Raw genomic sequence first — 13666 nt, forward strand, 5'->3', positions numbered from 1 at the left:
ACAGATGCCGGCTCGTATCGCGGTGATACGGCCGGCCGGGCTGTCGGAAGTCAGCGGCGGAGCGTCAGAGGGTCAGGGCGTCAGAGGGTCAGGGCGTCCAGCACCCCGGTGACCGAGAGCACGCGGCGGACGACCGGACTCGGGTTCGCCACCATGAGCCGGCCGCCGCGCTCGCTCGCCGCGCGGTACCCGGTGATCAGGCTGCCGACGGCGCTGGAGTCGATGAAGGTGACGCCGGCGGCGTCGACCTCGACGGTCGCGTGCGCCCGCACCTGCGCCCGCAGGAGATCGAGCAGGCCGTCCGCGCCCGTCATGTCGAGCTCGCCGGCCAGCACGACCACGACGCGATCGGCATCGTGGCGAACCTCGTGTGACCAGAGAACGTCAGTGATCATGGCGAGCCCGGGATCGGCGTGGCGGTGCAGTGCGCGTCGATGCGGTCGGTGAGCAGGTCTTCCGGAGTCGGGTAGCGGCGGTGCAACCCGGCGAGGACGTGCTCGTAGGAGAAGCGGCTGAAGGGGGTGTCGCGCATCCTCGCCACCGACGCGCGGACCGTGGCGGCGAACTCCTCCGGCCAGCGCACCGCGTGCAGGGCCTTGACCGTGTTGGTGTCGCGGTCGACGAGCACGATCTGCACGACCGGGTCGGGGCCGACGCCGGCCGGGCCGTCCTCGGAGAGATGCGACGAGTACGGCACCTGCGACCAGGACAGGATCGGTCCCAGCCGGTACAGCAGCACCCCGGCGTGTTCGCCGTCGACCCACGCGAACTGCGTCGGAGGCGTTGTCACGGCCTCGATCTCCAGCTGGTGCGGGTGACTCAGAAAGATCATCAACTGGACGGGCTGACCGGCCGGCATACTCAGGGCGGCGCCGGCCGGCCATTCGACGTCAGGATCGAGTTGGGTGCCCACCTCGACGGTCACGTGCACGGGACGAGCCTATCGGCGAAACGGCGGGCTCGGGCGCTGTTTGCCGAAGCCCTCAGACGACGGGCTCGACGCCACGGGCTACCTGGAGGGCATCCACGCCGCCGCGCGGGCGGGCGCGGGGGGCGGCTCCGCACAGTCGATGATCAAACAGGTCGCCGGCGAGCCGTCACCCGCGCGTATCAGGCCGGTAGCCGGATGCTCTGCGCGTGGTGGAAGAAGTCGTCCGGGTCGTAGCGCCGCTTGACCTGCTGCAAGCGGGGATAGTTGGCGCCGTAGTAGGCGCCGGCCCAGTCCGCGAGGCCGGTGTCGGCGTAGTTCTGGTACACCTCGCCGGTCAGATGCGGCCGCAGCGCGCCGGCCAGGTCATCGGCCCAGGCCACGTTGGCGGCGGTGTCGGTGTCTTCCTGCCACAGCGAGATGACCGAGACGTAGTGCATGGCCGACCGGTGGACGAACGCGGTCGCGTCGGCCGGCACGCGGACGACCGCGCCGCCGGCGAGGAGGTCGAAGCGGATCATCGAGTACGCGGACGGCATGCGCGCGAAGGCATCGAGCATGACGCCGATCGCGTCGTCGTCGGGCCCTTGGCCGCGGAAGTAGCCGCCGGTCCACCGGGACTGCAGGCCGTACGGTATCTCCTCGCCCAGCGCCTGCATGAGGTCCGAATACGACAGTTCGCCGAACGTGTCCATCGACGGCGTGCCGAACGAGCGGACCGGCGCGAGGGCTTCCGCCGCCTCGGCGGGCGGGCCGACATACATGCCGTACAAGGAGATCCCGGGCTCGGGATCGGCGCTGAGCAACAGGCACAGCGACAGCCGGTCGTCGTCGCGGTCGGCGTACAGGTCGCGGTACATCCGGAGTACGGCTGCGGCCTGGTCGATCGGCCAGCTGATGAAGCCGCCCACCATGGGGTTCGGCACCGGGTCGAGCCGGTAGCGCAGCTTGGTCACCACGCCGAGGCCCGCGCCGCCGGCGCCGCGCAGCGCCCACAACAGGTCGGCGTGCTCGTCCTCGGTGACCCGCAGCACCCGCCCGCCGGCGTCGACGACCTCGGCCTCCACGATGTGGTCGCAGCCCAGCCCGAACGTGCGGCTGAGCAGCCCGTACCCGCCGCCGAGGCTGAATCCGGCGTTGCTGACGGTCGGGCATTCGCCGCCCGGGGCGGCAAGGCCTTCGGCGTACGTGTGGCGGTCGATCTCGCGCCAGCCGGCGCCCGCGCCCACCGTGACTTCGGCGGCGTCGCGGTCGAAGGCGACGTCCCGCAGCCCACCGACGTCGATGACCAGACCCTGGTCGACAAGGGACAGTCCACTCGCGTGATGCCCGCCCCCGCGTACGGCCACAGGCAGCCCGGCGTCACGGGCGAAGCGGATGGCGGTCACGACGTCGTCGGTGTCGGCGCATCGGCACAGCACGGCGGGGCGGGTACGGATCCGGGTGTTGAACAGGACGCGCACGGCCTCGAAGCCGGGGTCGTAGGCGGACACGACGTCGCCGTGGAAGGCATCGCGAAGTGCCGTGAGATCGGGCCGCATCGAGGCATCTTCGCACCCAGCGGACCGCAGCGAAAGGGTCAGGCGCGGCGGAAGAGGTCGGCCTCGAAGCGGTATGCGTCGCCGCGGTACTTGTTGTGTCCGATGAGGACGGGCGTGCCGTCGGACGTGTAGGCGACCTCGTCGCCGACCAGCACCGGCGCCCCGGCGGTGATCCCCAGCAGCCGGGCCAGTTCCGCGTCGGCGCTTTCGGCCATCAGCGTGTACGCGCTGCGATGAACCTCGATGCCGCAAGCCTCGCGGAGCACGTCGTAGAGCGACGCGTCGGTGAGGTCGGCGGTGGCCAGGCCGGCCGCGCGCGCCTGGGGGACCACGACCACGTCGAAGCAGACCGGCGTGCCGTCCATGCCGCGGAGCCGGTCGATCTCGATGACCGGGGCGGCCGGCGCGATGCGCAGCTTGGCGGCCTCGTCGATGCCGGCCGGTCGGACCTCCTGGCGGATGACGCGCGCGGTCGGGCGCAGCCCCCGGGCCCGGGCCATCTCGGTGAACGACTGCAGCGTGCTCGGCGGCTCGCTGAGCACCTGCGTCGGGACGAACCAGCCGCGCTGCGCGGAGCGCTGCAGCGTGCCTTCCGACTCGAGACGGCTCAGCGCCAGGCGCAGCGTCGCTCGGCTGACGCCCAACTGGGCGGCCAGATCGCGCTCGCCGGGCAGCCGCGAGCCGGGAGCGTATCGGCCGACGGTGATGTCGCGGGTCAGCTGCTCATAGGCCTGCGTCGAAGCGGTCCCAGTCGTCACGCCGAGAGAGTACCAGTTGCATGCTTGGCTGGACCAGTAGCGAATTGTGGTTCAGTACTGGACTAACTGGTATAGGAGGATCTAGTGTCCGTTACACCGGCGACACAACGGAGTGAAGATGAGATTTCATAAAGCGGGACTTGCCGCGGCCATAGCGCTGAGCCTGGCGGCCTGCGCCCCGGGAGGCGGCTCCTCGGACGACAAGAAGGACGCCCCGAGCACGGTCTCGACCGACGTCGCCAAGGCCGGCAACGTCACCCTGAAGCTCACCGACTTCTGGGGCGCGGCCGAGGGCGAGTGGATCAAGTCGCTGATCACCGGCTTTCAGACGAAGTACCCGAACGTCAAGATCGAGCGCACGACCGAGGACTGGGGTCAGCTGAACTCGACCCTCAACCTCCAGCTGCAGGACGACAGCGGGCCCGACATCGCCACCGCCAACAACGGCTGGCAGTCGCTGGGCACCCTGGCCAAGGGCAACCTGGTGGTCAACCTCGACCCGTACGCGAAGGCCTACGGCTGGGACAAGAAGGTCCCGAGCACGATCGCCCGGCAGAACACGTTCACCACCGACTTCAAGACGATGGGCGCGGGCTCGTGGTTCGGCACGCCCATGGCCCGTACGTCGCTGATCGGCCTCTACTACAACGCCGACAAGCTCACCAAGCTCGGGATCACCCCGCCCACCTCCCTCGACGAGCTCGAGGCCGCCGCCGCGAAAGCCAAGGCCGCCGGCGAGATCCCGTTCGAGTACGGCAGCCTGGACGGCTCGACGACGGTGCTGCTCGGCACGCAGGCGCTGCTGGCCGACAAGAAGAAGCTCAACGACTACATCTACGGCGACACCTCGGTGAAGGCCACCGACGTCGGGATGACCGACGCCATCACGCTCACCAAGAAATGGGCCGACGAGGGCTACTACCCCCCGAAGTTCAACGGCATCGACTACCAGACGGCGGTCGCCAACTTCGTCGGCGGCAAGGGCGTGTTCCGCTGGGAGTACACCGGCTCGCTCGGCCTCAACGCCCAGCAGCAGGGCCACTTCGGCTACATCCAGCTGCCGCAGAAGAGCGGTAGCGGCACGGTCGGCGTGGGCGCCGCGCCGGGCGCCATGGTGGTCTCGGCGAAGAGCAAGCATCCGGACGTCGCCGCGGCGTTCCTCGACTACATGATGTCGCCCGCCGCCGGCCAGATGGCCGTGGACGAGGGCCTCGTCCCGGCGATGTCCCCGGACGTCAAGGTGCCGGCCTCGTCGCTGAGCCTCACCGGCGAGTCGGCGGGCGCGGCGACGCTCGACAAGAACGACGGGTACGTGCCGTACTTCGACTGGTCCAGCCCGACGATGCTCGACACCATCAGCCAGAACCTCCAGCTCGTGTACGCCGGCAAGATGACTCCGGACAAGTTCACCGAGGCCGTCGACAAGGACCGGGACACCTTCCTGGCAGGGCAGGGCTGACCATGCCGGCCACCGCCACCGGCACGCGAGCCCCGGCCCTTCACAAAAGGCCCGAAACCGACGTCCGGCGCCGCTCTCTGCGGCGCAGGACGCGGTGGATCGGCCTCGGCTTCGCCGCGCTCCCGCTCGGCGTGTACGCGCTCGCCGTGCTCGTCCCGCTGGCCCAGTCGGTGCAGTACTCCTTCTACAAGTGGGACGGGGTCAGCACGCCGAGCTGGGCCGGGTTCGACAACTACCGGTCGTTCGTGACCGACCCGGTCCTGCGGTCGACGCTCGGACACGTACTCGTGCTGATCGGCTTTTTCGCTGTTCTGCCGATCGCCCTGGGCCTGCTGTCCGCGGCGCTGCTCACCCGGACGAAGCAGCCGGGCATGGCGGTCTACCGGTGGATCTTCTTCCTGCCGCAGGTCATGACCACCGTCGTCATCGCGCTGGTCTTCAAGCGGATCTACGCGCCGGACGGCCCGCTCAACACCGCGTTGCGCGCGGTCGGGCTCGACTCGCTCGCGAAGACCTGGCTTGGCGACTTCACCTGGGCGCTGCCGGCGCTCGGCCTCATCGGGACGTGGGTGACCTTCGGCTTCTGCATGGTGCTGTTCATCTCCGGCACCTCGGCCATCGCCCCCGAGCTGTACGAGGCGGCCCGCATCGACGGCGCCGGCCCGGTCCGCGAGTTCTTCGCGGTCACCCTCCCTGGCCTGCGGGGGCAGATGGCCGTCGCGCTGACGCTGACCATCACCGCCGCGCTGCGCACCTTCGACCTCGTCTGGGTCACGACGCACGGCGGCCCGGGCACCTCGACCCTGACCCCGGCGGTGGCGCTCTACAAGGCCGCGTTCCAGAACCCGCAAGTGGGACTCGCGGCGGCGATCGGCGTGGTGATGGCGGCCCTGTGCCTGGTCATCGCGATCGTCATCACCCGCGTCTCGGAGAGGGACTGACCATGACCTCGAAGATGGAACGCGTCGTCAACTACGTCGTGCTGACGATCCTGGCGGTGCTGGTGCTCTTCCCGGTCGGCACGTTCGTCGTCGCGGCGCTCAGCCCGGACCGCTCCGGCAAGCCGGTCGGGCTCTCCGACTTCCAGTGGGGGAATTTCGCGACCGCGTGGCACGACGCCGGCTTCGCGCGGGCCATGACGATTTCCATCGTCATCGCCGTGTGCGTGGTTGCGGGCCAGGTTCTTCTTGCGCTCCTGGGCGGGTACGCCTTCGGCGTGCTGGGCGTCGTCGGGGACAAGGTGCTGTTCCCGGTCGTCCTGCTCGGCATGATGATCTCCCTCGAGGCCATCATCGTCCCGCTCTACTACCAGTTCCGCACGTACGGGCTGACCAACACGCTGCCCGGCATCATCCTCATCCACCTGGGCATGGGCGTGCCGTTCGGCGTCTTCTGGATGCGGGCCGCGTTCCGCGCGCTGCCCCGCTCGGCCTTCGAGTCGGCCGAGCTCGACGGCGCCGGCGCGCTGCGCATGCTCCGGTCGATGGCGGCGCCGATGGCCCGGCCCGCCATCTACACGCTGATCCTGCTCAGCTTCATGTGGACCTGGAACGACTACTTCCTGTCGCTGGTGTTCCTGCACGGGGACAACCAGACCGCGACCGTCGCCCTCGGCGTGTTCCAGGGCCGGTACGTCACGCAGATCAACCTGATGGCCGCCGGCGGCCTCATCGTCGCCGCGCCCGTGCTCATCCTCTACGTCGTCTTCCAGCGCAAATTCATCTCCGGAATGCTGGCCGGCGCGATCAAGGAGTAACCCTCGTGTCTGTTCAACCCATCGTGCTGCCCGACGCCGACGCCGTGGGCGACGCGGTCGCCACGACCATCCTCGACCGCATGGCCGCGACCGACGGTGCCCACTTCCTGCTCGGCTGCCCCAGCGGCCGCACCGGGATGCCGGCCTACCGGGCCCTCGCCCGGCACGCCGCGCGCGGCGCCGACCTGTCGCGCCTGGTCATCGTGATGATGGACGACTACATCGTGCCCGGCGCAAGTGGAACGTTCCAGCGCGTCGACGCCGGCCTGCCGTACTCGTGCCTCGGCTTCGCGCAGCGAAAGATCCTCGGCCCGATCGCGGAGGTGAGCGCCCTGGCGCCGGCCGAGATCTGGGTGCCCGACCCCGCCGACCCGGCCGGCTACGACGAGGTCATCGCGGCGGCCGGCGGGATCGACCTGTTCCTGCTGGCCTCCGGGGCCGGGGACGGGCACATCGCGTTCAACCAGCCCGGCACGCCCCGCGACGCCCGTACGCATGTGACGCCGCTCGGCGAGGCGACCCGGCGCGACAACATGGGGACCTTCCCCGAGTTCACCCGCCTCGCCATGGTGCCCACCCACGGGGTGACCGTCGGCGTCGACACGATCGCCGCGAGCTCCCGCGAGGTGATCATGGTGATCTGCGGCGAGCACAAGCGCGAGGCGTACGCGCGGATCACCGCCGCCGAGCAGTACGAGCCGGACTGGCCGGCCACCGTCGTCGTCGAATGCAAGAACCCCACGCTCATCGCGGACCACGCGGCCGCCCTCACGGAGAAGTGATCATGGCATCCATCAAGCTCGTGTACATCGGTGGCGGATCCTCCCGCGGTGCCGGCACCATGGCGTCGATCCTGGCCCACGGCAAGGAGTTCGACGGCTCCGAGATCGTCATCCAGGACGTCAACCCCGACCGCCTGCACGCCGTCGAGACCATCGCCAAGAAGATCGCCAAGGCGCAGGACCTCGACATCACCATCTCGTCGACCACCGACCGGCGCGCCGCGCTGACCGACGCCGACGCCGTCCTCGCCAGCTTCCGCCCCGGCGACTTCGCCGCCCGCGCCCTCGACGAGCGCATCCCGCTCAAGCACGGCGTCATCGGCCAGGAGACGCAGGGGCCGGGCGGGTTCTTCATGTCGCTGCGCTCGATCCACATCTACGAGGACATCATCCGTGACCTCGACGCGGTCGCCCCGAACGCGGTCATCTTCAACTACACGAACCCGGTGAACATCGTGTCCCAGGCGGTCACCCGGTTCACCGACCGCACGATCTGGTCGATGTGCGAGGGCCCCATCACGTTCCCGAACACGGTGCTGCGGGCCGCCGGTCTCGACCCTTCCAAGGCGAACGTGGTCATGGCCGGGGTCAACCACAACTGCTGGTCATACGAGCACACGTACGAGGGCCAGGACCTCATTCCGCTGCTCGACGCCGCGTGGGAGGCGCGCAAGGACGACCCGGCCCTCGACATCCACGCGAAGCGGATGCTGCGGCTGGCCACCACGATGCGGTCGGTGCCGGCCGACTACTTCCAGTACTACTACTTCCGCGAGGAGGTGCTGCGCGAGTCGCAGGCCGCCCCCATGACGCGAGCCGAAGTGTTGCTCGCGGCGCTGCCCGGCTACTGGCAGCACTACGAGGAGCAGATGCTCGCCGACGTCCCTTCCCTGGACCCGGCCCGGTCGCGGGGCGGCATTCACGAGCTCGAGCTGGCGATCGACGTGATGAGCGCCTACTACAACGACAAGAGCGCCCGGCTGCCGGTCAACCTGCCCAACATCGGCGGCGCGCTGCCCGGCTTCGACGAGGATGTCGTCGTGGAAGTGTGGTGCACCGTCGACGGGCAGGGCGTCCGCCCGTTGCCGCAGAAGCCACTGCCGCATGCCGTACGGGGGCTCGTGCAGCAGCTCGCCGAGTTCCAGTACCTCGCGGCCGAGGCCGCGTGGAAGGGCACCCGGGCCGACGGCATCCGGGCGCTGGCCGCCAACCCGATGGTGCCCACGCTCGCGGTCGCCGAGGAGCTGTACGACGAGATGGCGTACGCGCACCGCGCCTACCTACCGGAGCGTCTGCTCAAATGAGCCGCGCGTACCTGGCCGTCGACGCCGGGAACTCCAAGACGGTCGCCCTCGTCACCGACGCCGAGGGCGCCGTCCTGGGCCGCGGCCGCGGCGGCAACGGCGACATCTATGGCGCCGCGAGCATTCCCGACGCGCTCGAGGCCGTGTTCGGCGCTGTCGGCCTCGCGCTGGCCGGCGCCGGCATCACGCCCGGCGACGTCGCCTCGGCCGCGTTCCGGATCGCCGGCGTCGACTACCCGGAGGACGCCGAGTTCTGGGACGGCCACGTGCACGAGCGGCTCGGCGGCCTGGGTCGCTGGAGCGTCAAGAACGACGCGTACGCCTCATTGCGGCTGATCGACGGATCGGGCGTCGCCGCGTCGATCACCGTCGGTACCGGTCCCGCCGTCGCCGCCCGTGCCAAGGACGGGCGCGAGGAGCACTCCGGCTTCTTCGTCTTCGACCACCTCGGCGGCAGCGGGCTCGGCGACGCCGCACTCCGGGCGGTCTGCCGCGCCTGGATGGGAATCGGCCCGGAAACGGCCCTCACCTCGTCGATGTGCTCGTTCTACGGCGTGGCGGACGGCTGGGAGCTGCGCCATGCCTTTACCCGGCGGTTCGGCGCGCGGCCGGCGTCGGACCTGTGGCAAGCGTCGCGGCTCGTGCTCGTAGCGGCCGGCGCCGGTGACGCGGTCGCCCGGGACATCGTCGCCGCGCAGGCCGAGGCGTTCGTGAAGTACGCACAGTGGTGCAGCCGGCGCGCCGGCGTCGAACTGGCGTCCGGCGAGCTGCCGGTGCTGCTCAACGGATCGGTCGCCACCTCCGAGCACCCGGCGATGCGCGACGCGCTCACTCTTGCGCTCGGCCGCGTCGCGCCGGCGGCGCGAGTGGTTGTCGCCGACGCGTCACCGCTGAGCGGCGTCGTACTCGACGCGCTTGCCGAGGGCGGCGTCGCTGTCGGCCCCGACCTGCTGGCCCGGGTGCGCGACAACCACCCGCACGACTTCCTCACGACCTTCTAAGGAACCCCATGATCGACATCGCCGCCCTCACCCTGGAGGAGAAGGCGTCCCTGCTGTCCGGCCGCGACGACTGGTACACCGAGGCCATCGACCGGCTCGGCCTGCCCGCGATCGAGGTCGGCGACGGCCCGCACGGGCTGCGCAAGGAAACCGGCGTCGACATGGTGTGGGTGCCCGCGACCGGGTTCCCGACCGCGTCGGCGATGGGCGCCTCCTGGGACCGCGACCTCGTCCGCCGGGTGGCGGTGGCGATCGGCGAGGAGGCCCGGGCCGAGGGCGTCCAGGTCGTGCTCGGGCCGGGCGTCAACATGAAGCGGTCGCCGCTGTGCGGCCGCAACTTCGAGTACTTCGCCGAGGACCCGCTGCTCTCCGGTGAGCTCGGCGCCGCGTACGTGCAAGGGTTGCAATCGGTCGGCGTGGGGGCGTCGCTCAAGCACTTCGCCGCCAACAACCAGGAGATCGAGCGGACCCGGATCTCGGTCGAGGCCGACGAGCGGACGCTGCGCGAGATCTACCTCGCCGCGTTCGAGCGGGTCGTGACGACCGCCGATCCGTGGACCGTCATGTGCTCGTACAACCGGCTGCACGGGGTGCACGCGTCGGAGAACCGGTGGCTGCTCACCGACGTGCTGCGCGACGAGTGGGGGTACGACGGGCTGGTCGTCTCCGACTGGAACGCCGTCCACCACCGCGTCCGCGCGCTGACCGCGGGGCTCGACCTCGAGATGCCCGGCGCCGGCGGCAAGACCGACGCCGAGATCGTGGCCGGCGTGCGCTCGGGCGAGCTCGACGAACGCGTCGTCGACGCGGCGGCCCGCCGGGTGCTGCGCCTGGTCGCCCGTGCCTACCCGGGCGCCGATCTCGTGAACGGGCCGGTCATGGATCTGGGGGTGACGCCCGGTGACCGCCTGTCCCGTGAGCAGCTTGTCCTTCTGCGTGCCGACGAGCACCACGAGCTGGCCCGCGAGGCGGCCGCCGGCTGTGTGACGCTGCTGCGCAACGAAGGCCCGGCGCTGCCGATGGATGCCTCAGGCGCCGACCAGGTCGCGGTTGTCGGCGCATTCGCCGCGCATGCCCGCATCCAGGGCGGCGGATCGTCGGGGGTCGACCCGACCCGGGTCGACAACGCGCTCGACCTGCTGAACGAGGCCTTCGGCGACCGGCTCGCGTACGCGCCCGGGTATGTCCACACGCCCGAGGACGCCTACCAGGACGACCTCGACGCGTATCTCGCGGCCCACGACGCCGCTTTCGTCGACGACGGGACGGGCCCGGCGCGCCGGTCGGCCACGCTCGCGAAGGCGCTGCGCCTGGCCGCGGCGGCCGAACGTGTCGCCGCCGGTCCGCTGTCGGCGCGGGCCGTCCGGCTCATCGACGATGCGGTCGCGGTGGCCGGGAGCGCCGACGTGATCGTCGTCTTCGCCGGGCTGCCCCTGGCTTTCGAGCAAGAGGCCGACGACCGTACGACGCTCGCGCTGCCCGCCGACCAGATCGCTCTCCTCGGGCGGCTGGCGGATCTGCGGGAGCGGACCGGCGCGCGGCTGGTCGTGGTGCTGTCCAACGGCGCGGCCGTGACCATGGACCCGTGGCACGACCGGGTCGACGCGATCGTCGAGGCCTGGCTGCCGGGGCAGGCGGGGGCGGGCGCGGTCGTCGACGTCCTGCTGGGCCGGGTGAATCCCGCCGGGAAGGTCGCCGAGACGTTCCCGCTGGCGCTCGAGGACACCCCCGGCTACGTGACGTGGACGGGGGAGCGCGGCACCGTGCTCTACGGGGAAGGCGTGTTCATCGGGTATCGCTGGTACGACGCGCTTCGCCGGGCCGTGCGCTACCCGTTCGGCCACGGGCTGTCGTACACGACGTTCGAATACGCCGACCTCGACGTCGAGACCGCCGATGCCGTACGCGTCTCGTGCACGGTGACGAACACCGGCGCCCGCGCCGGGCGTGAGATCGTCCAGCTCTACGTCGGCGACCCCGACGCCGCCGTCCGCCGGCCCGTGCGCGAGCTGCGCGGGTTCGAGAAGGTCACCCTCGAGCCCGGAGAGAGCACGCGCGTCTGTTTCGACCTCGCCGGCCGCGACTTCGCCTACTGGGACGTCGCGGCCGACCGCGGCGACGGCCGCTACGGCGCCTGGCGGCGCGAAGGCGGCGAGTTCGTCATCGAGGTGGGCGCCTCGTCGCGCGACATCCGCCTGCGGACCGGCATCGAGCTGCCCGACGACCCCGGCCTCGCGCCGCTGGTGCCCGACGAGCGGCTGCTCGAGCTCGGCTCGTCGCGCTTCACCCAGGGCTACCGCGGGTAGCCCGCGTCGTCGAGCGCCTTGGTGGCGAGCTCGCGGCCGAGGGCGACCATCTCGGCGGCGCGGTGGAACTCCATCACGCCGCCCGCGGTGACCGGCACCGCGATGTGCACGTCCGGCGGCAGGCCCGCCATCCGGTACCGGGCAATCATGTCCTGCATGGCGTCCAGCGAGCTCGTGATGACGTCCGCCAGGCGCAGATCGGCCGGAAGGGCAGCCTCGGCCACCTCCGCGACAGCCTCCGTCGTGGCCGGGGCCGCCGGATCGCCGGCGCGCAGCTGTATCGCGTGCCGCAGACGGGTCCGCCACTCCGCCGAACGCGGGCGCTTGGCCGCGGTGCGGATCGGAGCGGCGGACTCGTGATCGGGCCGGCGGGCGAGCAGCGAGACGGCCACGGTGAGATCGGCCGGCACCGAGGCGGTCGGCTCGATGGGCACGGGGTTGAGCAGCCCGCCGTCGGCCAGCACGCGGCCGTCGGCGACCACCGGGGTGATCAGCCCCGGGATGGCGATCGACGCCCGGATCGCGGAGCGCAGCGAGCCCCGCTGGAACCACACCTCACGCCGGGCCGTGATGTCGGTGGCCACCGCCGTGTACGGGATCGGCAGGTCCTCGATCTGTGTGTCGGTGAGAAAGGCGTCGAGGTGATCGATCAGCCGGTCCGCCGTGATCATGCCGGGCGCGGACCACTTGGGGTCGAACAGCCGCAACACGTCACGCTGCTTGAGCCCGGTCACCCACTCGGTGAACTCGGCCAGCCGCCCTGCGGCCATCACCCCGCCGACCAGGGCGCCCATCGAGGAGCCGGCCACCGCCACGATCTCGAAGCCGCGCTCGCCGAGCACCTCGATGACGCCGATGTGCGCGAATCCCCGCGCGCCACCGGAACCCAACGCCAACGCCACCCGCCGCGACACGATCCGATGCTAGTGGGAGTCTTTCCCGATGGGGAACGCACGCAGTCTCGCCGCCGGCCAGGTCTGCCGCATTTACACGTACGAAGTGAGCACCGGCGCGACGACGCCGGCGCACACCGGCTCGACCGTGTTGTTCGAGGCGCCGAACTGGACCGCGGACGGCGACCTGATCGTCAACGGCGACGGACTGCTCTGGCGCCTGCCGGCCGACGGCTCGGACCCGCCGCGGCAGATCCCGCTCTCCGGGGTGCCGGGGTTGAACAACGACCACGTGCTCGCGCCCGGCGGCGAGACGATCTACGTCTCCGCCGACGACGGGCACATCTACGAAGCGCCGCTGAGCGGTGGCGCGGTGCGCCGGGTGACCCACGAAGACCGCCTGCATTTCCTGCACGGCATCAGCCCGGACGGCGCGACCCTCGTGTACGTGGGGATCGAGCAGCACCGATGGGAGGGCGCCGTCCTCTTCACGATCGGCCGCGACGGCGGGCCGTCCACCCGGCTGACGGACGGCGGACCGGACGACGGCCCCGAGTACACGCCGGCCGGCGACTGGATCTATTTCAACACCGAGCGGTTCTCGGGCCACGCGCAGATCGCCCGGATCCGCCCGGACGGTCGCGAGCCGCAGCAGCTCACCGGCGACGAGCGGGTCAACTGGTTCCCGCACTTCGCCCCCGACGGCGGCCGGGCGGTCTACCTGAGCTACCCGCCCGGCACCCTGGGCCACCCGGCCGACCGGCTGGTCCAGCTGCGGCTGGTCGACGGCGACGCCTGGGACGCGCCGCGAACGCTCGCCGAACTGCCCGGCGGCCAGGGAACCATCAACGTCAACAGCTGGTCCCCGGACGGGAGCCGCTTCGCCTACGTCGACTATCCCGCAGGCTGAAGCAGCTTCTGCGCCGGCTGCCATGGCC

Annotated in this window: 13 protein-coding genes; 8 read left to right on the top strand and 5 right to left on the bottom strand. The window is 71.0% G+C overall.

The features are described from left to right. Positions 1-80 precede the first annotated feature (80 nt). The 4 genes from ACIA5D_RS05695 to ACIA5D_RS05710 all read right to left on the bottom strand — a co-directional run bounded on the left by ACIA5D_RS05695 (position 81) and on the right by ACIA5D_RS05710 (position 3227). Positions 81-395 (bottom strand): STAS domain-containing protein, encoded by a 315-nt coding sequence (locus ACIA5D_RS05695; protein ID WP_396028680.1) that lies wholly within the window; start codon positions 393-395, stop codon positions 81-83. Beyond that, complete coding sequence (locus ACIA5D_RS05700; protein WP_396028681.1) at positions 392-931, bottom strand: hypothetical protein; 540 nt, start codon at positions 929-931, stop codon at positions 392-394. The genes ACIA5D_RS05695 and ACIA5D_RS05700 overlap by 4 nt, the downstream gene beginning before the upstream one ends. Positions 932-1110: 179 nt before the next feature. Further along, complete coding sequence (locus tag ACIA5D_RS05705) at positions 1111-2469, bottom strand: FAD-binding oxidoreductase (RefSeq protein WP_396028682.1); 1359 nt, start codon at positions 2467-2469, stop codon at positions 1111-1113. 38 nt (positions 2470-2507) lie between these two features. Continuing rightward, positions 2508-3227 (bottom strand): GntR family transcriptional regulator, encoded by a 720-nt coding sequence (locus tag ACIA5D_RS05710; RefSeq protein ID WP_396028683.1) that lies wholly within the window; start codon positions 3225-3227, stop codon positions 2508-2510. Positions 3228-3345: 118 nt separating this feature from the next. On the opposite strand from ACIA5D_RS05710, the gene ACIA5D_RS05715 reads away from it, so the two are divergent. From ACIA5D_RS05715 to ACIA5D_RS05745, 7 genes are read left to right on the top strand one after another with little or no spacing between them, the layout of a single operon-like run. Further along, positions 3346-4686 (top strand): ABC transporter substrate-binding protein, encoded by a 1341-nt coding sequence (locus ACIA5D_RS05715; protein ID WP_396028684.1) that lies wholly within the window; start codon positions 3346-3348, stop codon positions 4684-4686. A 2-nt stretch (positions 4687-4688) separates the two neighbouring features. After that, entirely contained in the window at positions 4689-5627 is a 939-nt protein-coding gene (locus ACIA5D_RS05720) for a carbohydrate ABC transporter permease (RefSeq protein WP_396028685.1), read from the top strand. Positions 5628-5629: 2 nt separating this feature from the next. Then, positions 5630-6442: a carbohydrate ABC transporter permease gene (locus ACIA5D_RS05725; protein WP_396028686.1), complete on the top strand. Its 813-nt coding sequence runs from the start codon at positions 5630-5632 to the stop codon at positions 6440-6442. A 5-nt stretch (positions 6443-6447) separates the two neighbouring features. Then, a complete protein-coding gene (locus ACIA5D_RS05730) occupies positions 6448-7224 on the top strand; it encodes a 6-phosphogluconolactonase (protein WP_396028687.1) in 777 nt (258 codons plus the stop codon). Between the two features lie 2 nt (positions 7225-7226). Beyond that, positions 7227-8528: a glycoside hydrolase gene (locus ACIA5D_RS05735; RefSeq protein ID WP_396028688.1), complete on the top strand. Its 1302-nt coding sequence runs from the start codon at positions 7227-7229 to the stop codon at positions 8526-8528. Continuing rightward, on the top strand, positions 8525-9529 hold the full coding sequence (locus ACIA5D_RS05740) for a BadF/BadG/BcrA/BcrD ATPase family protein (RefSeq protein WP_396028689.1): 1005 nt from the start codon (positions 8525-8527) through the stop codon (positions 9527-9529). Before ACIA5D_RS05735 ends, ACIA5D_RS05740 begins: the two co-directional genes overlap by 4 nt. Positions 9530-9537: 8 nt before the next feature. Continuing rightward, positions 9538-11835: a beta-glucosidase gene (locus ACIA5D_RS05745; RefSeq protein WP_396028690.1), complete on the top strand. Its 2298-nt coding sequence runs from the start codon at positions 9538-9540 to the stop codon at positions 11833-11835. Here the strand turns inward: ACIA5D_RS05745 and ACIA5D_RS05750 are convergent. Further along, positions 11823-12749: a patatin-like phospholipase family protein gene (locus ACIA5D_RS05750; RefSeq protein WP_396028691.1), complete on the bottom strand. Its 927-nt coding sequence runs from the start codon at positions 12747-12749 to the stop codon at positions 11823-11825. The two genes, ACIA5D_RS05745 and ACIA5D_RS05750, sit on opposite strands and share 13 nt — an antisense overlap. A gap of 28 nt (positions 12750-12777) precedes the next feature. Between ACIA5D_RS05750 and ACIA5D_RS05755 the strand changes: the two genes are divergently transcribed. Then, positions 12778-13638, top strand: a complete 861-nt coding sequence (locus ACIA5D_RS05755) for a TolB family protein (protein ID WP_396028692.1) — start codon at positions 12778-12780, stop codon at positions 13636-13638. Positions 13639-13666: the final 28 nt, after the last annotated feature.

The sequence above is a fragment of the Actinoplanes sp. NPDC051513 genome (genome assembly GCF_044454685.1).
In the GTDB taxonomy this organism is placed as follows: Bacteria; Actinomycetota; Actinomycetes; order Mycobacteriales; family Micromonosporaceae; genus Actinoplanes.